This window comes from Sanguibacter sp. Z6_81, assembly GCF_057180625.1.
In genome coordinates, this window is sequence record NZ_JBXUFV010000001.1 from 57670 (window position 1) to 81751 (window position 24082).

At 73.0% G+C, this 24082-nt stretch carries 20 protein-coding genes; 15 read left to right on the forward strand and 5 right to left on the reverse strand.

The window, feature by feature from the left end:
- The first annotated feature begins 22 nt into the window (after nt 1–22).
- From AC2AXK_RS00270 to AC2AXK_RS00280, 3 genes are read left to right on the forward strand one after another with little or no spacing between them, the layout of a single operon-like run.
- Nucleotides 23–754 (forward strand): maleylpyruvate isomerase N-terminal domain-containing protein, encoded by a 732-nt coding sequence (locus tag AC2AXK_RS00270; protein WP_484343329.1) that lies wholly within the window; start codon nt 23–25, stop codon nt 752–754.
- A gap of 26 nt (nt 755–780) precedes the next feature.
- Nucleotides 781–1740: a zinc-binding dehydrogenase gene (locus AC2AXK_RS00275; RefSeq protein WP_484343330.1), complete on the forward strand. Its 960-nt coding sequence runs from the start codon at nt 781–783 to the stop codon at nt 1738–1740.
- Nucleotides 1737–2711, forward strand: coding sequence for an alpha/beta hydrolase (locus AC2AXK_RS00280; protein ID WP_484343331.1), 975 nt, complete (start codon nt 1737–1739; stop codon nt 2709–2711). Before AC2AXK_RS00275 ends, AC2AXK_RS00280 begins: the two co-directional genes overlap by 4 nt.
- On the opposite strand, the gene AC2AXK_RS00285 is transcribed toward AC2AXK_RS00280, so the two are convergent.
- The 3 genes from AC2AXK_RS00285 to AC2AXK_RS00295 are packed head-to-tail and all read right to left on the reverse strand — an operon-like array spanning nt 2690 to nt 6710.
- Nucleotides 2690–3025: a thiamine-binding protein gene (locus AC2AXK_RS00285; RefSeq protein WP_484343332.1), complete on the reverse strand. Its 336-nt coding sequence runs from the start codon at nt 3023–3025 to the stop codon at nt 2690–2692. The two genes, AC2AXK_RS00280 and AC2AXK_RS00285, sit on opposite strands and share 22 nt — an antisense overlap.
- Before the next feature lie 55 nt (nt 3026–3080).
- Entirely contained in the window at nt 3081–3731 is a 651-nt protein-coding gene (locus AC2AXK_RS00290) for an NAD(P)-dependent oxidoreductase (RefSeq protein ID WP_484343333.1), read from the reverse strand.
- A 42-nt stretch (nt 3732–3773) separates the two neighbouring features.
- Nucleotides 3774–6710 carry an FAD-binding and (Fe-S)-binding domain-containing protein gene (locus AC2AXK_RS00295; RefSeq protein ID WP_484343334.1) on the reverse strand — a complete coding sequence of 979 codons (2937 nt, stop codon included), beginning with the start codon at nt 6708–6710 and terminating at the stop codon, nt 3774–3776.
- Between the two features lie 59 nt (nt 6711–6769).
- On the opposite strand from AC2AXK_RS00295, the gene pnuC reads away from it, so the two are divergent.
- The 7 genes from pnuC to AC2AXK_RS00330 all read left to right on the forward strand — a co-directional run bounded on the left by pnuC (nt 6770) and on the right by AC2AXK_RS00330 (nt 15305).
- On the forward strand, nt 6770–7408 hold the full coding sequence (gene pnuC, locus AC2AXK_RS00300; protein ID WP_484343335.1) for a nicotinamide riboside transporter PnuC: 639 nt from the start codon (nt 6770–6772) through the stop codon (nt 7406–7408).
- Complete coding sequence (locus tag AC2AXK_RS00305) at nt 7405–8499, forward strand: AAA family ATPase (RefSeq protein ID WP_484343336.1); 1095 nt, start codon at nt 7405–7407, stop codon at nt 8497–8499. The genes pnuC and AC2AXK_RS00305 overlap by 4 nt, the downstream gene beginning before the upstream one ends.
- 97 nt (nt 8500–8596) lie before the next feature.
- Nucleotides 8597–10264: a MoxR family ATPase gene (locus tag AC2AXK_RS00310; protein WP_484343337.1), complete on the forward strand. Its 1668-nt coding sequence runs from the start codon at nt 8597–8599 to the stop codon at nt 10262–10264.
- Nucleotides 10261–11271 carry a hypothetical protein gene (locus tag AC2AXK_RS00315; protein ID WP_484343338.1) on the forward strand — a complete coding sequence of 337 codons (1011 nt, stop codon included), beginning with the start codon at nt 10261–10263 and terminating at the stop codon, nt 11269–11271. The genes AC2AXK_RS00310 and AC2AXK_RS00315 overlap by 4 nt, the downstream gene beginning before the upstream one ends.
- Complete coding sequence (locus tag AC2AXK_RS00320) at nt 11268–13034, forward strand: hypothetical protein (RefSeq protein WP_484343339.1); 1767 nt, start codon at nt 11268–11270, stop codon at nt 13032–13034. Before AC2AXK_RS00315 ends, AC2AXK_RS00320 begins: the two co-directional genes overlap by 4 nt.
- Nucleotides 13031–13708, forward strand: coding sequence for a hypothetical protein (locus AC2AXK_RS00325; protein ID WP_484343340.1), 678 nt, complete (start codon nt 13031–13033; stop codon nt 13706–13708). Before AC2AXK_RS00320 ends, AC2AXK_RS00325 begins: the two co-directional genes overlap by 4 nt.
- Nucleotides 13701–15305, forward strand: coding sequence for an AMP-binding protein (locus AC2AXK_RS00330; RefSeq protein WP_484343341.1), 1605 nt, complete (start codon nt 13701–13703; stop codon nt 15303–15305). Before AC2AXK_RS00325 ends, AC2AXK_RS00330 begins: the two co-directional genes overlap by 8 nt.
- 60 nt (nt 15306–15365) lie before the next feature.
- On the opposite strand, the gene AC2AXK_RS00335 is transcribed toward AC2AXK_RS00330, so the two are convergent.
- Nucleotides 15366–15635: a hypothetical protein gene (locus AC2AXK_RS00335; RefSeq protein WP_484343342.1), complete on the reverse strand. Its 270-nt coding sequence runs from the start codon at nt 15633–15635 to the stop codon at nt 15366–15368.
- 191 nt (nt 15636–15826) lie between these two features.
- On the opposite strand from AC2AXK_RS00335, the gene AC2AXK_RS00340 reads away from it, so the two are divergent.
- The 4 genes from AC2AXK_RS00340 to AC2AXK_RS00355 all read left to right on the forward strand — a co-directional run bounded on the left by AC2AXK_RS00340 (nt 15827) and on the right by AC2AXK_RS00355 (nt 22899).
- Entirely contained in the window at nt 15827–16636 is an 810-nt protein-coding gene (locus AC2AXK_RS00340; protein WP_484343343.1) for an ABC transporter ATP-binding protein, read from the forward strand.
- On the forward strand, nt 16636–19227 hold the full coding sequence (locus tag AC2AXK_RS00345; RefSeq protein ID WP_484343344.1) for an ABC transporter permease: 2592 nt from the start codon (nt 16636–16638) through the stop codon (nt 19225–19227). The genes AC2AXK_RS00340 and AC2AXK_RS00345 overlap by 1 nt, the downstream gene beginning before the upstream one ends.
- 271 nt (nt 19228–19498) lie before the next feature.
- Nucleotides 19499–20311: an ABC transporter ATP-binding protein gene (locus tag AC2AXK_RS00350; RefSeq protein WP_484343345.1), complete on the forward strand. Its 813-nt coding sequence runs from the start codon at nt 19499–19501 to the stop codon at nt 20309–20311.
- Nucleotides 20311–22899 (forward strand): ABC transporter permease, encoded by a 2589-nt coding sequence (locus AC2AXK_RS00355; protein ID WP_484343346.1) that lies wholly within the window; start codon nt 20311–20313, stop codon nt 22897–22899. Before AC2AXK_RS00350 ends, AC2AXK_RS00355 begins: the two co-directional genes overlap by 1 nt.
- A gap of 89 nt (nt 22900–22988) precedes the next feature.
- Here the strand turns inward: AC2AXK_RS00355 and AC2AXK_RS00360 are convergent, their stop codons facing one another.
- Entirely contained in the window at nt 22989–23429 is a 441-nt protein-coding gene (locus AC2AXK_RS00360; protein WP_484343347.1) for an OsmC family peroxiredoxin, read from the reverse strand.
- A 109-nt stretch (nt 23430–23538) separates the two neighbouring features.
- On the opposite strand from AC2AXK_RS00360, the gene AC2AXK_RS00365 reads away from it, so the two are divergent.
- Nucleotides 23539–24057, forward strand: a complete 519-nt coding sequence (locus tag AC2AXK_RS00365; protein ID WP_484343348.1) for a DUF3806 domain-containing protein — start codon at nt 23539–23541, stop codon at nt 24055–24057.
- Nucleotides 24058–24082: the final 25 nt, after the last annotated feature.

Here is a 24082-nt window from a genome sequence, read left to right on the forward strand (position 1 = left end):
GGTATACGGCACGATGGGGCGCATGACAGCCGAGCTCTCCCAGGTCTCCGCCGCCCTCACCGCCCAGTGGGACCGCCTGCACTCGTGGCTCGAGCCGCTGGGCGACGACCTGCTCGGCACCCGGGACCACCCCAGCAGCTGCGCGGGCTGGACCAACGGCGAGCTCGTCGCGCACCTCGCCCGGGCGATGTCGGCCCTCGCCGCGTGCACGCCCGCCCCGACCGGCACGGCCCCGTTCACGCTCGCGGAGTACCTCGGGACGTACCCCGAGCGCGCGCAGGACATCGCGGAGTCGACGCGCGCGCTCGCCGTCGAGCTCGCGGACTCCCCCCTGGACGAGGTCACCGCGACCGCGACCGCCGCACTCGCCCGCCTCGCCGACCTCGGCCGCGACAGCACGCTCGTCGTCCAGGCCCGGCGCGCACCGATCTCCCTGCGGGACATGGCCGTGTCCCGGCTCATCGAGCTCGTCGTGCACGCCCGCGACCTCGCGGACTCCCTCGCCCCGGTCACCGCGACGACGGGCGCGTACGACCCGGTCGACCGGGCCGCCCAGGCGATCGTCGCCGACGAGCTCCTGCGGATCGTCGTCATGCGGGGTGGTGGCGACCTGGAGGTGCGCGACGCGCCGCTGTGGATCCGGCTCGCGACGGGGCGCACCCCGTACGACGTCGACGACCTCGCCCGCGCGCTGACGACCACGTACACCGCCGGCGGCGTCCCCGACCTCGGCCGGATGCTTCCCCTGCTGTAGGCCCCGGCCGGGCGTACGTTAGGCAGATGTTCGCCGCCTACGCCGACCACCTGGACGCCCAGCAGCCCCTCGCCGGTCTCGCGACCGGCGACCGACCCGAACCGGAACGACGCGAGCACTGGACCACGGTCACCGTGCACGCCGCGAGCCTCAACCACCACGACCTGTGGTCGCTGCGGGGCGTGGGGCTGCGCGCGGAGCAGCTGCCGATGATCCTCGGCACCGATGCCGCGGGCGTCACCGACGACGGACGCGAGGTCGTCGTGCACGCTGTCGTCGGGGCTGACGGGCACGGCGTGGGGCCGACCGAGACGCGGACCCTGCTCACCGAGAAGTACCCGGGCACGCTCGCGGAGCGGACGTCCGTGCCGACGCACAACCTTGTCGACAAGCCCGCCGAGCTGTCCTTCGAGGAGGCCGCGTGCCTGCCCACCGCGTGGCTCACGGCGTACCGGATGCTCTTCCGCTCGGCCGCTCTGCGCCCGGGGCAGAGCGTCCTCGTGCAGGGCGCGGGCGGCGGGCTCGCGACCGCGGCGATCACGCTCGCAGCCGCTGCGGGGCTGGAGGTGTTCGCGACGTCCCGGTCCGCGTTCAAGCGCGAGAGAGCCCTCGCGCTCGGGGCTGCGGCTGCCGTCGAGCCGGGCGGCCGGCTCCCCCGGCGGGTCGACGCCGTCGTCGAGTCCGTGGGTGCGGCCACGTGGTCGCACTCGGTGCGTTCTGTGCGTCCCGGCGGGACGATCGTCGTGGCCGGCGCCACGACCGGCGACCCCTCTGCCATGGAGATCAGCCGGATCTTCTTCAACGAGATCACCGTGTGCGGGGCGACCATGGGCTCGCGGGACGAGCTCGTGGACCTCCTCGCGTTCCTCGCACGCACCGACGTGCGGCCGGCCATCGACTCCACGTACACCTTGGCGCACGCACCAGCGGCCTTCGCGCGCCTCGCCTCGGGTGAGCACGTCGGCAAGATCGTCCTGCGCCCGTGACCGCAGCCGCGCGGTGGCGCGAGGACGTCCTCGGCCCCGGGTACGAGGCCTGCGACCTCGAGCTGGAGCCCGACGAGGAGGGCGACGTCTGCGCGACCCTCGTCCGGTACGCCCCGCGCGGCACGCCCCGGACGGCCCGGGCCGTGCTGTACATCCACGGCTGGTCCGACTACTTCTTCCAGACCGAGACGGCGGAGTTCTGGCACGAGCAGGGTGTCGCGTTCTACGCGCTCGACCTGCGCAAGTACGGCCGGAGCCTGCGCCCGTGGCAGACGCCCGGGTACACGAGCACCCTGCGGACGTACGACGAGGACCTCGAGGCCGCGCTCGCCGGCATCCGCGCAGGCCAGGGGCACCACACGCGCGTCATGCTCATGGCCCACTCGACGGGCGGGCTCATCGCGTCCCTGTGGGCGGACCGCCACCCGGGCCGCACGTCAGGCCTCGTGCTCAACAGCCCGTGGCTCGAGCTCCAGGGGTCCGCCGTCCTGCGCACCGTCTCCGCGCCGGCCATCACCCGGATCGCCCGCTTCCAGCCGAAGACCCCGCTCCCCAACATCGACCCGGGGTTCTACGGCCGGACGTTCCGCAAGGTCGACGGCGGCGAGTGGGACACCATCGACGCCTGGCACCCGCAGCCCTCGTTCCCCGTGCGCGCGGGATGGCTCAGCGCCGTCATGGAGGGCCACGCCCAGGTCGCCCACGGCCTGCACGTCCGGCAACCGGTGATCGTCCTCGCCTCGTCCCGCAGCCTCATCTCCCCGTTGTGGAGCGAGGACATGCGCGCCGCTGACATCGTGCTCGACGTCGAGCTCACGGCCCGGCGCGCGGTGCAGCTCGGTCCGACCGTGACGGTCTGCAGGATCGCCCGCGGCATGCACGACCTCGCTCTCTCCCCGAAGCCGGTCCGGGCGCGCTACTACGCGGCGATCCTCCGCTGGGTGCTGGCCTACGGCTGGTCCGACGCCTGATCGACCGCACGGTCACCGGCGACGCCGGCCAGCTGTGCCTCGACGCGCTGCACCTTCCCGTCGAGCTCCCCCGTGCGCCCGGGGCGGATGTCTGCCTTGAGCACGAGCGACACCCGGTGTCCTCCGGCTCCCACCGCTTCCGTCGCGCGCTTGATGACGTCCATGCACTCGTCCCACTCACCCTCGATCGTGGTGAACATGGAGTCGGTGCGGTTCGGCAGCCCGGACTCCCGGACGATACGGACGGCCTCGGCGACGGGCCCGGTGACGGACTCGCCCGCACCGAGCGGGGCGACGGAGAAGGCGAAGAGCACGACGTACCTCGGTTCTGTGGGAGTGGTGTGTCTGCAGGTCTCGTCGCTGGGGATCTCAGAGCGCGTTGAGCGCGTCCTCGATCGGCGTCGGCCCGGAGTTGAACTCGATGAACTTCCGGATGGTGCCGGGCTTGCGGATGCAGGCGGCCGCGACCGCCGCGACGTCGGCGCGCGGCACCTCGCCGGTCTCGAGGTCCGCGCCGACCTCGATGCGCCCGGTGCCGGGGTCGAGTGTGAGGGCGCTCGGCCCGAGGATCGTCCAGTCGAGGTCGGACTGGCGCAGGTACTCGTCGGCGGCAGCCTTCGCCTCCGCGTACGCGAAGAACGCGTTGTCCTCCGGCACCCCGTGGTCGGTGCGCGCCCCCTTGTACGACACCTGGATGTAGCGGCGCACCTTGGCGTCGCGCGCCGCGTCGATCGCGCGGATGGCGGCGTCGCGGTCGACGGCGTAGGTACGTTCCGCGCTGCCGCCACCCGCCCCCGCGGTCCACACCACGACGTCGTGCATCTCGAGGATGTCCATGAGGGCCCGCGTGTCGAGGTGCTCGATGTCGGCGACGACGGGGCGGGCGCCCGTCGCGGCGACCTCGGCCTCGTGCTCGGGGTTACGGAACACGGACGTGACCTCGTGGCCGTCGGCGACGAGGATCGGCGCGAGGAGCAGCGCGACCTTTCCGTGCCCTCCCAGGATGGCAATGCGTGACATGGTCCCTCTTTCGCTCGACGTGCGGCGGGCCGCTCGGTCCGGCTACAGCCTCTCCGCGATCAGCTCCGCGAGCGCCTTGCCCTTGACGCCGGCGAGGTCGTCGGCCTGGGTGCGGCAGGAGAAGCCGTCGGCGAGGAAGATGTCGCCGTCCTCAGCCTCTCTCAGGGCGGGCAGCAGCGCATTCTCGGCGACCTTGACGGACACGTCGTAGTGGCCCTTCTCCATGCCGAAGTTCCCGGCGAGCCCGCAGCACCCGGCGAGCGTGCGGATCTGTGCCCCGGCCCCGCGCAGGAGCGCCTCGTCCGTCCTGTAGCCCATGACGGAGTAGTGGTGGCAGTGCGGCTGCACGACGGCGGTGACGTCGCTGAGGTCCGGCATCGCCCAGCCGGAGTCCGCGTCGGGCGCGGTGAGCGGGTCGGTGAGCAGCTCGGCGAGGGTGCGGGTGGCCGTCGAGACGGCCTGGGCGCGCGGGTCGTCGGGGAAGAGGTCGGTGAGGTCGGAGCGCAGCACCGCTGTGCAGGACGGCTCGAGCCCGACGATGGGGATGCCGTTGACCGCGAACGGACCGAGCACCTCGAGGAGGCCGGAGAGCTTCTTCTTGGCTCCGTCGAGCTGGCCCGTGCTGATCCACGTGAGTCCGCAGCAGGCCTCGTCCTCCGGGACGACGACGTCGTACCCGGCGGCGAGCAGCACCTTCACGGCGGCCTCGGGGACCGTGGGCGCCAGGGTGTCGCTGAAGGAGTCGGTCCACAGGACGACCTTGGGCTTGCGCGCGGCAGCCTCGCCGGTCGACGTGCCCCCCGCGGCGAGAGAGCGACCCTCGCGCTTCCACCACGTCCGGAACGGGACCTCGGCGAACGCGGGGATCGAGCGGCGGGTGTCCATGCCACCGAGGGCGAGGACGGTCTTCGCGAGCGGTGTGATGCTCAGGGCGAGGTTCGCGAGCTTCGGCACGTAGCTGGCCAGGCGTGCCCAGCGGGGCAACCAGCCCAGGGCGTAGTGGTTCATCGGCCGCAGGCGGCCCTTGTACGTGCGGTGCAGCACCTCGGCCTTGTACTGCGCCATGTCGACGCCTGCGGGGCAGTCGCTCGAGCACGCCTTGCAGCTCAGGCACAGGTCGAGTGCCTCGTGCACCGCGGGCGAGCGCCAGCCACCGGTGACGAGCGTGCCGTTCGCCATCTCCTGCAGGGCACGCGCCCGGCCGCGCGTCGAGTCCTTCTCGTCCTTCGTCGCGAGGTACGACGGGCACATGAACCCGCCCGCCGCGGTGGAGTCCGCGCGGCACTTCCCGACGCCGACGCAGCGGTGTGCGGCCTTGGTGAAGTCGCCGTCGTCGTGCACGAAGCTGAAGCCTGTCGTGGCGAGGATCGGCTTGGCCTGCGGGCGGCGCAGGTGCGCGTCGACCGCGTCGGGGCGGACGAGGACGCCGGGGTTGAGCAGGTCGCGGGGGTCGAACAGTGCCTTGAACTGCTCGAACACGCTGATGGCCTCGGCCGAGTACATGGCGGGCAGCAGCTCGGAGCGGGCGCGCCCGTCGCCGTGCTCCCCGGACAGCGAGCCGCCGTACTTGCCGACGAGCGCCGCGGCGTCGGTCATGAACCGGCGCAGGATGTCGCCCGACTCCTCGAGGGGGATGTCGATGCGCAGGTGGACGCAGCCGTCGCCGAAGTGACCGTAGGGCAGGCCGTCGACGCCGTACTGGGCCATGAGTGCGTCGAGGTCGCGCAGGTAGGGGCCGAGCTTCGCGGGCGGGACCGCGGAGTCCTCCCAGCCGGGCCACGCCTGGTCGCCCGACGCCGTGCGGCCGGCGAGGCCGGCGCCGTCGGCCCGGATCTGCCACATCGCGGTGGCCTCGGGGCCGGCGGGCAGGATGCGGCTCGCGGCGGTGCCCGAGTCGGCCACGATGGCACGCGCGTTGTCGAGGGCCTCGGCCTGCGTCGCGCCGCCGACCTCGACCATGAGCCACCCGCCGCCCGGCGGGAGCGCGGGGACGGAGTCGGCCCCCTTGGCTCGGCGGACGACGTCGACGAGGCGCGCGTCGAGGCCCTCGACGGCGAGCGGGCTGTGCGCGAGGAGGGCGGGGACGGCGTCGGCGGCGGCGGGCATGTCGGGGTAGCCGAGCACGACGAGGGTGGGGGCGCCGGCGATGGGCACGAGGTTGACGGTCGCGCCGAGGATCGACATGACGGTGCCCTCGGTGCCGACGAGGGCCTTCGCCAGGTCGGTGCCGTTCTCCGGCAGCAGGTGCTCGAGCGAGTACCCGGACACCTGGCGGCCGAAGCGGCCGAGCTCGGTGCGCAGGAGGGAGAGGTTCGCGGAGACGAGCTCGCCCAGGCCGGGGATGCGGTCGACGCCCTGCCCGTCCGCGCCGGCGAGGAAGCGGCGCCCGGTGCCGTCGACGACGTCGAGCTCGACGACGTTGTCCGACGTCCGCCCGTAGGCCACGGCGTGCGGGCCGCACGCGTTGTTGCCGATCATCCCGCCGAGGGTCGCGCGGTTCTGCGTCGACGGGTCGGGGCCGAACCGCAGGCCGTGCGGCGCGGCGGCCTTCTGCAGCGAGGACATGATGACGCCCGGGTCGACGCGCGCGGTGCGGGCCTCGGGGTCGATGTGGTGGATGGTGTGCACGTGCCGGGAGAAGTCGATGACGACGCCGGGCCCGATCGAGTTGCCGGCGCACGAGGTTCCCGCGCCACGCGTGGTGAGCGGGACGCCCGCCTCGCGTGTGACGGTGATGGCCGCGAGCGCGTCGTCGACGTCCTTGGGGCGCACGACGACCTGCGGCACGACGCGGTAGTTCGACGCGTCGGACGAGTACTCGCCGCGGGTGAGCGCGGAGTCGGAGACGTCACCGTCCACCGCGGCGCGCAGGGCGGCGACGAGGTCCGCGCGGGACGCGTCGTCGCTGCGGCTCGTGGTCGCTCCCGCGGGGGGGCGGCCATCGGGCCCGGTGATCTCGACATCCACAGCGTTGGTCACGACGGACATTCTCCCACCGTCGGACGCACCCGCGCCCCGCGCCTGCCATCCTGGTCGCCATGTCGGTCGAGGAGATCATCGGGTTCGTCACGGGTGCGCTGTGCGTGTGGTTGGCGGTGCGGCAGAACGTGTGGACGTTCCCCATCGGGATCGTCAACAACCTCGTGTACGTCGTGCTGTTCGCCTCGTCGGGGCTCTACGCGGGCGCCGGGCTGCAGGTCGTGTACCTCGGGCTGGGGGCGCTCGGCTGGTACTGGTGGCTGCGTGGCGGGGCCGACGGCGGTGCGCTGGTGCCACGTGAGACACCGCGGTGGGTGTGGGGAGCCGGAGCGGCGCTCGCGGGCGTCCTTGTGCTCGTGCTCGTGGGGGTGCTCGGCACGTGGACCGACTCGTCGGCTCCTGTCATGGACTCCCTCACGACCTCGCTGAGCCTCGTCGCGCAGCTCATGCTCAACCGCAAGTGGATCGGGACGTGGTGGGTCTGGATCACGGCGGACGTCCTCTTCGTCGGCATGTACGTCTCGCTCGGGCTCTACCTCACCGCCGCGCTGTACGTCGGGTTCATCGGGCTGTGCGCGCTGGGGCTGCGGGACTGGCGGCGGGAGATGCGGGCCGCTCCCGACGGTGCGCGCAGCGAGCCGGCTCCCGGCGCCGGGGCACAGCCCGCCGCCGCACAGGCGGGGCCGGACGCCCGGTGACGCGGTTCTCCCACGGCCTCGTCATCGGCAAGTTCTACCCGGTGCACGCCGGCCACCTCAACCTCGTGCGCACCGCCCTGTCGCGGTGCGAGAACGTCACGGTCCAGGTGCTGTACGCCTCCCAGGAGTCGATCCCCGCCGGGCTGCGCGCGCAGTGGTTGCGCGACGAGCTGCCGGGCGCGCACGTCGTCACCGGGCTCGACGACGCCCCGGTCGACTATGCGAGCGACGCCGCCTGGGACATGCACATCGCCACGATGCGGGACCTGCTCACCGCGCAACCCGGCACCGACCGCGCCGGCCAGACGTTCGGTCCGGTCGACGCGGTGTTCACGTCGGACACGTACGGCGCCGAGATGGAGCGCCGGTTCGGCGCGACCTGGGTCCAGGTGGACCCAGGGCGCGCCGCGGTGAGCGTGTCCGGGTCCGCGATCCGCGCCGATCCCGGGGCCCACTGGTGGGCCCTGCCCCCGGCGGTCCGGGCGTGGTTCGCCCGACGCGTCGTCGTGCTGGGCGCGGAGTCGACGGGCACGACGACGCTCGCTGAGGACCTCCAGGCGCACTACGGGCTCCCACCGGTGCCCGAGTACGGGCGGGAGTGGTCCGAGATCCGGCCCGGCGGTCTCGAGGCGCCCTGGCACACGGCGGAGTTCGACCTCATCGCCCGCGAGCAGTGCCGCACCGAGGACGCCGCCGCTGCACGCACCCCGGTCCCGCTCGTCGTCGCGGACACCGACGCCTTCGCGACGACGCTCTGGCACGAGCGGTACATGGGTGCGCCGTCGGCGAGCGTCCAAGCGGTCGCCGCCGCGCGCGTCCCTGATCTCTACCTGCTCACCGGCGACGAGATCCCGTTCGTCCAGGACGGGCTGCGCGACGGCGAGCACATCCGGCACGCGATGCAGGAGCGGTTCCGGGAGGCCCTGGCGGCACAGACGGCGGACGGTGCCCCGTGGGTCGAGCTGCGCGGCTCGCGGGAGGAGCGCCTCGCGGCGGCCGTGGCGCTCGTGGACCCGCTGCTCGCGCGGCCGCGGTGGGTGGCCGATCCCATGGACCAGCGAGGGCAGGACGCCGTCGTCGTCGCTCGCTGACGAGGTCAGCCGGTACCCGCCCCGTCCCGGTCCCGCGTCCGCCACGACGTGTCCGTGCTCCGCTGCCCGCGCACCCGGAAGTGGCACACTCGGGCACGTGACCCCGAGCATCGCTGACGACCCCGGACACCCGCACGACACCGCCCGTCCAGCGCGCGACCACGCGTCGCTCGGGCACGTCTCGGACGCACCGACCCGCCCGCACCCCCGCGCCGACGCGTACGGGCCGGGCGCCGACCCGTTCGACCTCGACGTCGCGGACCTCTTCCCCGGCGGAGCCAGCACGAGCGGGCAGGGCCCGGCCCCGCAGGTCGACCTCGCGGAGAAGCTCCGCCAGGCGTACTTCTGGGTGGTCAACCACGCGATCATCTCCCCCCACTACGACGTCGAGTTCTCCGCCGGACCGGGAACGCCCGAGACGAGCTACGCCCTCGGCGACTCCAAGGCGCGCCTCACGCTGCCGTCCGACCAGTCGTACTCGAGCTTCGTCCTCCTGCCCCTGCTCACCTTCGCGGTGCGCGGTCGCTGCCTGCTCGTCGGCGGCCCGGGCCGCGGGAAGACCGCGAGTGCCGTCCTCATGGGTGTGCTCGCCGGGTACCCCGTCAAGGACGTGCGCCGCGCGATGCAGCACGGTCACCCGCAGCTGACCGTCAGCGACCTGTTCGGCACCCCGCTGCCCAAGGACCTCGTCCAGGCGGGCTCGCTGGCCGAGGTCGACGTCGCGTGGCGTTCCTGGCTGGGCATGCGGGTGAAGATCATCGACGAGTACAACCGCATCCCCACCCGCACCCAGTCGGCGCTGCTCACCGTGCTCGCGGACGGGTACGTCGAGGTGTTCGACCAGTTCTACGAGACGGGCGAGTCCGCGTGGTACCTCACCGCGAACGACGACGCCGGCGGCGGCACCTACCAGGTGGTCGAGGCCCTCAAGGACCGCATCGACGTCGTCGTGCACGCGCTGCCCTTCAACAACCGGTTCCTCGGTGAGCTCGTCGAGCGCGCCGAGCAGGGCATCCGCCCGGAGCAGGCCGTCCCCGAGGGGATCGTGTTCGACGACGCCGAGCACGAGCGCCTGCACCGCGAGATCCAGACCGTACGGATCGACGCGCCCGTGCGCCGTCGCCTCGAGTTCTTCGCGAGCCAGCTCGAGCTCCTCGAGGGCTCGGCGTGGCAGTTCGAGTACCGCACCAAGGACACCGCGCGCCTCGCGGGCATCGACCCCCACCTGCTGGCCCGCAACGACTCCGGGCGCGACCGGCTGAGCGACATCGGCTCCCAGACCCTCAACGGCCTGTCCGTGCGGGCGCTGCAGTCGCTCGTCGCGTACGCGAAGGCCATGGCGTACTTCCGGGGGCGCCCGGTCGTCGGGCTCGACGACCTGCGCGCCGTCCTGCCGTTCGTGCTGCACGACAAGCTCGTGCCCGACCAGCAGTCCCCCGTGTTCGACGACCCCGCCCGCGAGCCGTTGCGGTCCGACCGCGTCTCGTGGATCCGCGCGATGTTCGACGACGCGTGCAGCCAGTACGACTCCTACGGGCTGGACGCGTCCGACCCAGTGGGCGACGTGCTCGCCGAGGTCTCAGCGGGCCTCGACGGGCTCGCCGAGGACGTCGTCCTGTCCCGGATGGCCCGGATCGAGGGGATCCTCGACGGCTGGGAGGACGGCCGCAAGCTCTACGGGCACCTCTACGAGGACGCCCTCGTGCTCAAGTACGCCCACCAGCGCTACACCAACTACCTGTCCTGGTTGCGATGGAACCAGTGACCAGCGACCCAGCCGTCGCGAACCGGGGCGAGCCGTGCGCCGGTCAGCAGGGCGCGTGGCAGGCCCAGCTCGCCACGCAGCGGGAGACGTTCAACGCCTCCCTCGGCCGTGCGCGCGCCTCCGGTGCCCCGCGCGACGTCCTCGAACGCGCCCTCCGGGAGCTCGGACCCACCGTGACCGCACTCGCGGCGTCACTGCCCGCGCCGGCGCTCGACGAGGTCTGCCGTGCTCTCGTGGACGTCGTCGGGGACCTCGCCGTCCGCCGCCTCTGGCACGACCGGTCCGCCGAGCGGCGCGTCGTCCTCGAGGTCCTCCCCCTGCTCCCCGAGCCGCTCGCCCGGTCTCCGCGGGCGACCCTCGCGCTCGTCGTCAGCGGTGCGTCGCGCATCGGTCGGGGCGCCGATCTCGCCGCGTGGGGCCGGCGTCTCGCGGCAGCCTGCCCGCACCTGGACAGCGACGACGCGCTGCGGGCCGCGGGGACCGTGGCAGCGTGGCGCTCCGGCCTCGTGCGGGCACGACGCGCCGCGCTCGCGGTCGCCCCCGGCGTGCCCGACGCCGCCCTGGCGCACCTGCTCGATCTCACCCGTTCGGAGGTCAGCCCGCGGGACGCCCTCGCGGCGAACACCGCCGACCCCTTCACGTGGCCCGGCGCGCCGGGATCGGGCACCGTCGCGCGCTACGGAGCGTTCCGGGGGTTCGGCGGCTCCTGGGTCGCCCCGGCGGTCGTCACGGGTGTCGTCCCCGCGCAGACCCCGACGTGGGCCGTCGAGGCGGACGGCAGCCGCTGGCTCGTGCTCGCCGACGCCCACGGGCACGCGGTGCTGCGAGACCCTGGAACGACGCCGCAGTCACCCCCGTCCCGCGGGGTCGACGTCGCCAGCACCACGCAGGTCCTGCGGATGCTCGAGTGGGAGGACGAGATCACCGGGCTCGCCTCGGTGGGACGCGCCACGCTCGTCAGCCGAGCCACGTCGTTCCACCTCGACCTCGTCCTCGTGCCCGCATGACGGGTCTCGACGCCGGAGGTGCTCGCACGACGGGGCTCGACGCGCTGCGCGACCGATGGCTCGCCGCGTGGCCTGACGCGCTCGCCGCCTGGGGGCGCTTCACGCGGCTGCACCCACCGGCGCTGCGGGACGCCGGCGAGCAACCCACCGGCGTGGGAAGCTTCGCGTGGTTCAGCCTGGGCGCGGTCGAGGTGAACATCGACGTCCTGCTCGCCGAGGAGCACCACCTCACCGACCACGCCGTGGCGGTCCTCGCGCACGAGATCGGCCACCACGTGCTCTCCCCGGGAGACCTCCTCACCGCGGGCCGGCTCACAGCCCAGGCCCGGCTCGGTCTCCTCGACCGTGACGACGCGATCCCCCTCGTGACGAACCTGTGGTCGGACCTCCTCATCAACGACCGCCTCCAGTCCAGGGCCGGCGTCGACATGGTCGCGGTGTGGCGCGCCCTCGGACCGCCCGCACAGGACGACGCCGTCATGCGTCTCGTGCTGCGCGCCGACGAGATCCTGTGGTCGGTCCCGGCCGGTGAGCTCAGCGGTCCCGGACCGCACGACGAGGGCCAGGCGCAGCTGCTCGCCCGGCTCGTGCGGACGTACGCCGACGACCCGGTCGGCGGCGTCGGCGGGTTCGCGATGCTCGTCCGGCCCTTCCTGCGGACACCCGGCGCAGAGCCGCGCGGCACGGACGGGCGACGCGGCAACGGCACGTGGTGCGACCAGCACGAGAGCCCCGGCACCGCGATCCCCGGGCTCGCCACCGACCCCGGTGCGACCCGCGCACCGCAGCACCCCGCGCTCGACCGCCGCGTCGTGGGGGACCTCGGCGAGACGAGCGGGAGCAGCACCACCGACGCACCGCCGCAGGACCAGGCGGGTCCGCAGTCGACGAGCAACTCCCTCAGCCCGGCCGACTACGCGGCAGCGCTGCAGGCGCTCGGCGCGGTGGCCGACCCGCGGGACGCGGCGATCGCCTGGTACCGCGAGCACGCCGCACAGCACCTCGTGCCGTTCCCCGTCCGCCGTCAGCAACGGGCACCCGAGCCCCTCCTCGGTGGGCACGACGTGTGGGACACGGGCGACGACCTCGCCGACGTCGACTGGACCGCGACGACGCTCGCCTCACCCGTCGTCATCCCCGGCATGACGACCCGTCGGCGCCACTACGAGACCGAGTCGGCGGCCGACGTCGCCCTCCTGCCCGTGGACCTCGACCTCTACCTCGACTCCTCGGGGTCCATGCCCGACCCGCGACGCGACGGCGCCCCCGTCGCCCTCGCCGGGGCGATCCTCGCCCTGTCCGCGCTGCGCACCGGCGCCCGCGTCCAGGCCACGACATGGAGCGGCCCGCACCAGATCGCCGGGACCGAGGGGTTCACACATGACACCGACGCGGTCCTCGGCGCGATCGTCGCGCACTTCGGAGGAGGCACCTCCTTCCCCGTGCAGCTGCTCGAGCGCACACACCTCGAGACACCCGGCGGACGGCCGTGCCACGTGGCTGTCATCTCGGACGACGGCGTCGTGACGATGTTCACCGACGGGCACGGGAAGCTTCCCGAGGACTACGACGCGCACGCCACCGTCGCCGCGCGCGCCGTGCGCGCCGCCGGGGGTGGCGGGACCCTCGTGCTCAACACCCGCTCCCCCGCGCGGTACGCCGCGATGGCCCCGGGGTACGACGTGTACGGCGTGAGCAGCTGGGACGAGATGATCACCTTCGCGCGCGACTTCGCGCGCCGGTTGTGGGGACAGGACGCATGACGACAGGACGGCACTCCCAGGACGGTCTCCTCGACCCGGCACGCGGCACGCAGCCCGGCCCGCCGCTGCGCGACGTCATGCAACGCCTCACCCTCGCTCCGGCGGACTGCGTCCCCGCGCCCGGGTCCGTGCGCCCCGCGGCGGCACCGGCGATCGTGGCCGACGCCGCGGCCATGATCGCGCCGGGAGCGACGCTCAGCCGCGGGGACCTGCGGTACCTGCGTGCGTTCTTCATCGAGACAGACCCGGCGGTCGCCGACCTCCGGGCCCGCTCGGCCGCGCTCACGTCGTGGGTGCTGCTCGACCCGGCGGTGCACGCCGCCCATGACGGCTCCGGCGTGCCGTACGTCGCGCCGGAGCAGCGCGCGAGGTGGGCCGTGTCAGCCGTGTACACGATCGGGTCCGCCCTCGCCCCTGCGCTCGACCCGCACGCGTGGCCGACGACGACCGCGACCCGGGAGGAAGCCGCCCGCGGGATCCTCCGGGCCGTGGGCCTGCACCCCGCCGGCGAGACCGCCGCCGCCGCCGACGCGCGCTGGCAGACCGTGAGCACCGCGATCCAACGCCACGTCCTGGCCCAGATGGCCGAGGAGGCCCGCCGCTCGGCCGAGTTCGCCGAGCAGCTGCGGCAGCAGCGGGCACGGGAGGCCGCGGCACAGGTGAGCAATGTCTGAGCCGTCGCCAGCACCCGCGGCGCCGGCACAGCCCGGAGCATCAGCACAGAACGGGGCGTCAGCACAGCCCGGAGCGTCAGCACAGGGGGCCGACGAGGCCGCCCTCCCTCGTGGCGTTCCGGACCCGGCGCTCACCGAGTACGCGCCCCGGGCGTCCGTCGCTCTCACGCCCGGCGAACGGTGGCCGACCCTCTCACCGGCCGGGCACGCTCGTCTCGGGGAGGTCACGCACCACCCGCGCGCGCCCGACTGGGTCCACGAGTGCGGGGACCGCCTCACCACGGACGACCTCGTCGAGCTCCAGCGGATCGCCGAGCGGCTCGAGGCAGGCGAGCACCTGCCCCGCTCCGCCCCGGCGTCAGGCCCGGATGCGCCGCGCGCCCCGCACGCACCGGAACCGGGCTGGCTGCCCGCGTTCCTCGACCGGGTCCAGCGCACGGTGCCCCGGTACCGGGCGCTCGCCCGGCGCGACGGGCCGGTGCCCGCGGAGCTCGCCGCGTTCCGGCCGGTCACCCGCGCCGACCTCATGTCCGACGTCGCGTCCTTCGTCCCGGTCGACGTCCCGCTCGAGCGGGCGTTCGAGGGGTCAAGCTCCGGCAGCAGCGGCGCCTCCCTCGTCGTTCCCCTGCACCCCCTGTCCACGGCGACGGAGGTGGTGCTGTTCCGGCAGATGGCGGCGCGCGTCGGTGTCCGCTGGGAGCCGGTGCCCGACCGGCTCGGCCTCGTCAACGTCGTCGACCAACGGGCTGCCTTCACCTATGCGTCGGCCCTCACCGCGCACTCCGAGGCGCTCATGGCACGCATCAACCTGCACCCGGCCGCGTGGCGGGACCCCGCGGACCGCGCGGCCTTCCTCGAGCGGACGAACCCGCAGGTCATCAGCACGGCGCCGACCGCGCTGCTCAGCCTGCTGGCCCTGCCGGGCCTCGACCTCAGCCCGCTCGTCGTGTTCTCCGGCGCGGCGCACCTCACGCCCGCCGCGCGCGCGGGCGCGGTGGACCGGTGGAGCGTGCCGGTCATCGACGTGTACGGGACCCGCGAGGCGGGGCTCCTCGCGTGGGACCCCACCGGCGCCGACGGTCCGGGAGCACCGACGGAGCACCTCGTCCTGCCGCGGCGCCTCCACGTCGAGGTCCTCGACGACGCAGGCGAACCCACGCCGGACGGCGAGCGCGGCGAGGTCGTCGTCACGGTCGACGACAACCCCTACCTGCCGCTCGTGCGCTACCGCACCGGGGACCAGGCGGCGCTGCGCCGTGACCAGCAGCCGGACGGTACCTGGACGACGACGCTGCTCGGTCTCGAGGGCCGCTCGCCGGTGCGGTACCGCACGAGCACGGGCGCGTGGGTGCCGTCGGTCGACGCGACCCAGCTGCTCCAGGCCTACGGCCTCGCCGCCTGGCACCTGCACCAGGACGGCGCGGGGAGCGTGCACCTCGCCGGTCTCCCCGCGACGGGAGCCGCGACGGACGTCGTCGCGGCAGCGTCCGCCCTGCAGCGCCTCCTGGGGCGCGACGTCACGCACACGGTCGTCGCCGACCCGCACGAGCTCGCCGCCGGCTCCAAGCGCCGGTTCACGAGCGATCTCGACACCTGAGCCGAGCACGAGCCCGCTGCCGCACCCCGGGCCGTGGGCGGCCCGCGCATCCGCCAGCCGTCACAGCCCTGAGTCGGGCCCCGTCAGCCACTCGACCAGCCGCGCGCGTGCCCGTGGCGTGAGGCGGCCGCCCCAGAGGCGGTCGAGGACGACCGTCATCTCGTCGACCGCGGCCTCCACGCCTCGGCGGGCGCCCCACGCGTCGCCGAGCGCGTCCGCGAGCGGGTCGTAGAGGTCGGCCGGGGTCTGCGGGGGGTCACCCTGGCCCCAGTATTCGTTGAACTTCCGACGAAACGCGGCGCGCTGCGGGTCGTTCTCGGCGCTCGTCACCGGCACATCCTCTCAGGTGGTCCGGGGGAAAACCTCAGGGTGCGTTCAGGGGACTCCCCTATCGCCACAGACCGGGCGATCCGGCCAGGATGGACATAGCGGCGGAGCGCACCGGATGTCCGGCTTCCGACAGTCGTACGCCACTCCGCTTCCTCACACATCCCGCACCTGCCTCCAGAGATGAGTTCCCCATGTCCAGTTCCTCCGCATCTGCACCCTCCGTGACGAGGGCCGCGGCCACCGGCCGGGGCACCACTCCCGCCGGAGGCGCCATCGCCACCGCCCGCGGCCTCGTCAAGACGTACGGCAAGGGCTCGACCGCCGTCCAGGCGCTCGCCGGCGTCGACGTCGACTTCGCTCGCGGTGAGTTCACCGCGATCATGGGCCCCTCGGGCTCCGGGAAGTCGACCCTCATGCACTGCATGGCCGGCCTGGACACCCCGACATCCGGTGAGGTCGTCGTCGACGGCCTCACGGTGAGCAGCATGAACCAGAGCCAGCTCACCAAGTTGCGCCGCACCCAGCTCGGGTTCATCTTCCAGGCCTTCAACCTCGTCCCGACGCTCACTGCCGCCGAGAACATCACGCTCCCGCTCGACATCGCCCGCAAGCCCGTCGACCGCGCCCACTTCGACACCGTCGTCCAGGCCGTCGGGCTCGGCAACCGCCTCACCCACCGCCCCGGCGAGCTCTCCGGCGGACAGCAGCAACGCGTCGCGTGCGCCCGCGCCCTCGTCTCCCGGCCCTCCGTCGTCTTCGCGGACGAGCCCACCGGAAACCTCGACTCCACCGCCTCGCGGGAGGTCCTCACCTTCCTCCGCCGCTCGGTCGACGAGCTCGGCCAGAGCGTCGTCATGGTCACCCACGACCCGGTCGCCGCCTCGTACGCGCACCGCGTCCTGTTCCTCGCAGACGGACGCATCGTCGCCGAGGTCCTGCACCCGACGCCGGAGTCGGTCCTCGAGGTCCTCACCGGTCTCACACGCAAGGCGGCCCTCTGATGCTCAAGGTCGCCCTGCGCAACGTGCGCGCGCACCTCGTGCGCCTCACCCTCTCCATCCTCGCCGTCGTCCTCGGGGTGTCTTTCGTCGCCGGGACCTTGTCGCTCCGCGAGATGCTCACGACGACCTTCGACGGCATCGTCGACGCCGGCAACACCGGTGACGTCTACGTCCGCGGCATCGACCAGGCCGCAGCCGGCGACCAGGACGGCGCCGCAGGCGCCGAGACCCGGGCACCGATCCCTGCAGACCTTGCCGCCGTGGCCGCGAAGGTCGACGGCGTCGAGCACGCCGCCGCCGACTACTCCGGCCCCGTGGTGCTCGTCGGGTCCGACGACACGGCGGTCGTCAGCAGCAGCGGCGCGCCGAGTCGCGCCCTCGCCTTCGACGAGGCCGACCCGACCTACGCGATCACCGACGGCACAGCCCCCACCGGGCCGACCGAGTTCGCCCTCGAGGCCGCCACGGCGCAATCCTCCGGGCTGACGATCGGCGACACCACGACGATCGTGCTCGGCGGTGTCCTCACGGACGCCACGTTCACCGGCACGGTGGACCTCGGCGACTCGACGACGGGCTCCACGCTCGTCTACCTGGACGAGGCGACCGCAGCGGCGACGTTCGCACCGGAGGGCCTCGTCGAGACCCTCACGATCTACGCCGAGGACGGCACCGACCCGGTCGCTCTCGCGAGCGCGGTCGAGGCCGCGACCGCCACGAGCCCGGGCGGCGGCTCAGCTCTCGACGTCCTCACGGGCGACACCCTCCGCGCCGAGGCAGGTGAGCAGATCCGGTCCCAGATCGGCTTCATCGAGACCTTCCTGCTCGTCTTCGCGGGGATCTCGCTGTTCGTCGGTGGGTTCATCATCTCCAACACGTTCGCCATGACGGTTCGGCAGCGGCAGCGGGAGTTCGCGCTCCTGCGGGCCGTCGGCGCCTCGCCGCGCCAGGTGTTCGCCTCGATCCTCGTCCAGGCCGGCGCCGTCGGCGCACTGGGCGGCGCCCTCGGCATCCTCGGCGGGCTCGGCATCGTCACCGGCCTCAAGGGCCTCTTCACCACCATGGGGATGGAGCTCACGGGGTCCATCCCCGTCACCTCCACCATGGTCGTCGTCTCGCTCGTCGTCGGTATCGGCGTGAGCATCGCGTCGGCGGCCCTGCCCGCGCGGCGGGCGGCGCTCGTCGCCCCGGTGGAGGCCATGCGTGACGACAGCCCGGGTCAGTCGGCATCCCTGCGGCTGCGCGGCATCGTCGGCCTCGTGCTCCTCGGAGGCGGGACGGGAGCGGTGGTGGCCTCGCTCGCACAGGCCGCAGCCGACGAGGACGCCCGCACAGGCTCGCTCTTCGGTCTCGGCGCCCTCGGTGTCGTCATCGGCGTGCTGCTGCTCGCGCCGGTCCTGGCGAGTGCTGCCATGCGGGTCATGGCAGCTCCGTTCGTCGCCGCCGTCCGGCCGCTCGGTTCGCTGGCCCGGGGCAACGTCATCCGTAACCCACGACGGACGGCGAGCACCGCGAGCGCCCTCATGATCGGCATGGCGCTGGTCGGTGGGGCATCCGTCGCGGCAGCCTCGATGCAGGCCTCCGTGCGCGGGGTCGTGGAGACCGAGGTCCTCGCCGACGTGCTCGTCCAGTCCGCGACGTTCACGGTGCCCTCCGGCGCGGTGGAGGACGTCACCCGGCTCCCTGCGGTCGACGCGGTCGACGCGATGACCGGGGGCACGGCGTTCGTGGCCGACTCGGGGACTCCCACCGGCGAGGCGGGTGACTCGCACATGATCGTCGGGATGCCTGCCGACGCCTTCGGCGGGACCTTCACCACCAAGGCGTTGTCCGGCGACATCGGGAGCCTGGACACGGGCTCGGTGGCCGTTCGCAAGGCCGAGGCGGACGAGAACGGCTGGAAGGTCGGCGACGAGCTGACCCTGAGCACGCCGGCCGGAGAGGTCACCCTCCCTGTCGGGGCCGTCGTCAACTCCCAGGCACTCACCGGGGCCGTCGTCATCCCGGACGACGAGATCACGGCGATCCAGCCTGATGCGGCAGAGCACGTCGAGATGCTGCTGGTCTCCGGCGCCGCCGGTGTGAGCCTCACCGAGCTGCAGGACGCAGTCACCGACGCCGTGGGCCCGTACAAGGTCCTCACGGTGCTCGACACGGAGGAGTTCGTCGACCAGCTCGCCGGCCAGGTGGACCAGCTGCTCGTGATCCTCTACGCCCTGCTCGGACTGTCGATCGTCATCGCGATCCTCGGCATCGTCAACACCCTGGCCCTGTCCGTCATCGAGCGGACCCGGGAGATCGGGCTCATGCGCGCGGTGGGCCTCGGCCGGGCCCAGCTGGCAGGGACGATCACCATCGAATCGGTGCTCACCGCGGTGTTCGGCACCGTCGTGGGACTCGGGGTCGGTGTCCTCCTCGCAGCCGGGATCCCGACCGTCTTCGCGAGCTCGGGCATCTCCACCCTCCTCATCCCCTGGGACAGGCTGGGTCTCATGCTCGTGATCGCTGTGGTGGTGGGCGTGCTCGCGGCCGCGTGGCCGGCGATCCGCGCGGCCCGCCTGCCGGTCCTGGAGGCCGTCACGGTCGACTGACCCCCACCCCACACACGGTGTCAGACTCTGGTGCACGGACACGTGCACCAGGGTCTGACGCTGTGGGGCCCCGACGCTCATCGTGCGCACACCCTCCCGGGGCGGTCGGGGGACAACCTCAGGGTGAGTTCAGGGGGGTCCCCTATCGCCACGGACCTCACGGTGCGGCCAGTATGGAATCAACGACGCGGCACGGCTGCCGGTCTCCCGACGAGCAGCAGCCCCGCGCACCTTTCCAGCTCTACGCCGCTCCCGAGAGATGAGTTCGCCGATGTCCGCTTCCTCCGCTCCCGTCCGTTCTGGCCCAGGTGCCGGTGCGGCACCAGTCGGCGCTCCCGGCGACGCCACGGGCGCCATCGCGACAGCCCGCGGGCTCGTCAAGACCTACGGCAAGGGTTCGACAGCGGTCCACGCCCTGGCGAGCGTCGACGTCGACTTCGAGCGCGGCAGATTCACCGCGATCATGGGTCCCTCGGGCTCCGGCAAGTCCACGCTCATGCACTGCATGGCCGGCCTGGACACCCCGACGTCCGGCACGGTCGTCGTCGACGGGCTCACCGTGAGCAGCATGAACCAGCGCCAGCTCACCAAGCTGCGCCGCACCCAGCTCGGGTTCATCTTCCAGGCCTTCAACCTCGTCCCGACGCTCACCGCCGCCGAGAACATCACCCTGCCGCTCGACATCGCCCGCAAGCCCGTCGACCGCGCCCACCTCGACGCCGTCGTCCAGGCCGTCGGGCTCGGCGACCGCCTCAAGCACCGGCCCGCAGAGCTCTCCGGCGGACAGCAGCAGCGCGTCGCGTGCGCCCGCGCCCTCGTCTCCCGGCCCTCCGTCGTCTTCGCCGACGAGCCCACCGGCAACCTCGACTCGACATCGTCGCGCCAGGTCCTGTCGTTCCTGCGCAGCTCCGTCGACGACCTCGGCCAGAGCGTCGTCATGGTCACCCACGACCCGGTCGCCGCGTCCTACGCGCACCGCGTCCTGTTCCTCGCAGACGGCCGGATCGTCGACGAGATCACCGAGCCCACGCCGGACGCGATCCTCCAGGTCCTCGGCAGCCTGACCCGCAAGGTGGCCGTCTGATGCTCAGGGTCGCCCTGCGCAACGTGCGCGCGCACCTCGTTCGTCTTGCCCTGTCCATCCTCGCCGTCGTCCTCGGCGTGTCCTTCGTCGCGGGGACCTTCGCGCTGCGCGAGATGCTCTCCACGACGTTCGACGGGATCGTCGACGCCGGCTACGCCGGAGACGTGTACATCCGCGGCGCCGACGAGGCCGCCCAGCTCACCTCGGCCGGCGCAGCACCCGGGGAGGTCCGGACGCTCGTCCCGGCCGACCTCGCCGCGACCGTCGCCGAGGTCGACGGAGTCCAGCATGCGTTCGCCGACTACACCGGGCCCGTCGTGCTCGTCGGTGCCGACGACACCGCTGTCGTCTCGGGCGCCGGATCCCCGAGCTTCGCCCTCGCCTTCGACGCTGCGGACCCCAGCTACACCCTGGCTGACGGCGCCGCGCCCACGGCCTCCGACGAGTTCGTCCTCGAGGCCGTGACCGCCGAGAGCTCCGGTCTCGAGATCGGCGACACGACGACGATCGTCCTCGGAGGGACGCTCCAGGAGGCCACGTTCACCGGGATCGTCGACCTCGGCGCCTCGATGGCTGGTGCGACGATCGTCTTCCTCGACCAGGCGACCGCCGCCGCGACGTTCGCGCCCGAAGGGCTCGTCGCCAACATCGTCGTCTACGGCGAGGACGGCACCGACCCGTCGGCTCTCACGAGCGCGGTCGAGGCCGCGACTGCCGGCACGACGAGCGCCGTGCCCGTCGAGGTCCTCAGCGGCGACACGCTCCGCGCCGAGGCGGGCGCCGACGTCGAGTCCCAGCTCGGCTTCATCGAGACGTTCCTGCTCATCTTCGCGGGGATCTCGCTGTTCGTCGGCGGGTTCATCATCTCCAACACGTTCGCCATGACCGTCCGGCAGCGGCAGCGGGAGTTCGCGCTCCTGCGCGCGGTCGGTGCGTCCCCCGGTCAGGTGTTCGCGTCCATCCTCGTGCAGGCCGCCGCGGTCGGTGCGCTCGGTGGCGCGATCGGCATCGCGGGCGGGCTCGGGCTCGTCACCGTCGTCAAGGCGCTCCTCGAGTCGATGGGCATGGACCTCGCCGGGGACGTGCCCCTGACGACCGGCATGGTCGTCATCTCCCTCGTCGTCGGCATCGTCGTGAGCGTCGCGTCCGCAGCACTGCCTGCCCGCCGTGCTGCTCTCGTCGCACCGGTCGAAGCGATGCGTGACGACTCGCCCGCACAGGCTGCGTCCCTGCGGGTCCGCGGGATCCTCGGCCTCGTGCTCGTCGGTGGCGGCACCGGCGCGGTCGTGGCGGCCGTCGCCCGGGCGGCAGCGGATGCGGACGCCGGGACCGGGTCGCTCCTCGGGTACGGCGCGGTCGGCGTCGTCGTCGGCGTGCTGCTGCTCTCCCCCGTGCTCGCCCGCGCGGTGCTCGGCGTCATGGCCGCACCGTTCGTCGTCGCGCTCCGACCGCTGGGGATGCTCGCTCGCGGGAACGTCACGCGCAACCCCCGGCGCACCGCCAGCACCGCGAGCGCACTGATGATCGGCATGGCGCTCGTCGGCGGGGCGTCCGTCCTCGCCGCCTCGACGCAGGCCTCCATGCGGTCCGTCGTCGAGACGGAGGCGCTCTCCGACCTCCTCGTGCAGTCCGCGACGTTCACGATCCCGTCGGGCGCCGTCGATGCCGTCTCCGAGCTCCCCGAGGTCGGCCTCGTCGACACCATGACGGGTGGCATGGCGTTCATCACCGACGACGAGACGCCCGCTGGCGACCAGGGCGAGTCCCTGTTCGTGCTGGGCATGCCTGCCGAGTCGTTCGGGCGCAGCTTCACCACCGAGGCGCTCTCCGGCAGCCTCGACAGCCTGGCCACCGGTGCGGTCGCCGTGAACAAGGCGGACGCCGAGGCACGTGGCTGGGCCGTCGGCGACGAGCTGACGTTCCGCACCGAGGCCGGGGAGCTCACGCTCCCGGTCGGCGCGATCATCAGCTCCCCCGCCCTGGCGGTGCCCGTCGTCATGCCCGCGGACCAGGTACCGACGATCCAGCCGGACGTCGCCGAGCACGTCGAGACGCTCATGGTCTCGGCTGCCGACGGAGTCAGCGTGACCGAGCTGCAGGATGCCGTCACCGAGGCCGTCGGGCCGTACAAGATCCTCACGGTGCTCGACAAGGAGGAGTTCGTCAGCCAGCTCGCCAGCCAGGTGGACCAGATCCTCGTGATCCTCTACGCCCTGCTCGGGCTGTCGATCGTCATCGCGATCCTCGGCATCGTCAACACCCTCGCCCTGTCCGTCATCGAGCGGACCCGGGAGATCGGGCTCATGCGTGCCGTCGGGCTGGGCAGGATGCAGCTCGCCGGGACGATCACGATCGAGTCGGTCCTCACCGCGGTCTTCGGAACGGTGGTCGGGCTCACGGTGGGTGTGCTCCTCGCCGCAGGGATGCCGACGGTGTTCGCGAGCGCTGGGTTCACGACGCTCGTGGTGCCGTGGAGCCAGCTGGGGATCATGCTCGCGATCGCCGTCGTGGTCGGCGTCCTTGCCGCCGTGTGGCCCGCGGTCCGGGCGGCGCGCCTGCCGGTCCTCCAGGCCGTCACGATCGACTGACCCACCGCCCGAACGGTGTCAGGCTCTCCGGGCACGTCGTCGTGCACCAGAGCCTGACACCGTGCGGGCGTCACCTCTCTAGCGGGGCCTCACCTCTCGAGCGCGGCGTCCAGCGTGATGGTCGTGCCCGTGAGCGCCTTCGACACGGGGCACGTCGCCTTCGCGTTCTCCGCAGCCTCGAGGAACCCGGCCTCGTCGAGGCCCTCGACCTCGCCGCGGACCGTGAGCGCGATGCTCGTGATGTGGAAGCCACCCGCGGGGTCCGGCTCGAGCGTCACGTCGGCGCCGACCTCGAGGGCGACCGGCGTGCCGCCCGCCTCGCCGATGACCGCGGAGAGCTGCATCGCGTAGCAGGACGAGTGCGCCGCAGCGATGAGCTCCTCGGGGCTCGTCGTCCCCCCGGCGTCGTCCGCGGCACGCTTGGGGAACGACACGTCGTACGTGCCGACCTTGGAGCTCGACAGCTCGACCTGGCCGCCACCGTCCTGGAGGGTGCCGTTCCAGGCGGTCCGAGCGGTACGAGTAGGCATGGAGTCCTCTTTCCGTGGGTTCGGGGCGTGACCTCACCACCGTAGCCGCACGAGGGTGAAGTGTCGCGATTCGGCTAAGCGGCTCGACCGCGTGGCCGATGAGGAGCGCATGAAGCTGCCGCTGCGCACGCCGAGCGGTGGACCGGTCGACCCGACCGTCGCCACCGGTCGCCCCGCTGCGTCGACCGACGAGCACGTCGAGCTCCGTGTCCCCTCGCCCGTCGAGCTCGTGTGGATGGAGGAGCTGCGGCTCCACCTGCGCGCACCCGACGTCGACATCACGTCGCTGCACGTCATCTCCGAGCTGTTCGACACGTACGCCAGCGCGTGGCACGCCGCCGAGGAGGGCAACCGGTGGAACCCCAACCACGTCATCACGGCCCTCGGCATCGCCCTGGGTGACGTCCTCGTCGCCCGCTCGATGAGCGCGCACTGGATGGTCGCGGCGGACAACCGGATCACGACGGTGGCCGTGCGGGACGACCTGTGCCGTGGCACGGTCTTCCCCGTCGACGCCGTCGCCCGGCGCTGGATCGCCGGTGAGCGCGACTGGATGACGACGTTCATCGACCAGACACGCGTGACGCTGCAGCGCACGATGTCCCGCCGGGTCGCCGAACGCGCCTGACGCCCGTCAGGCGCGGCGCAGCGGG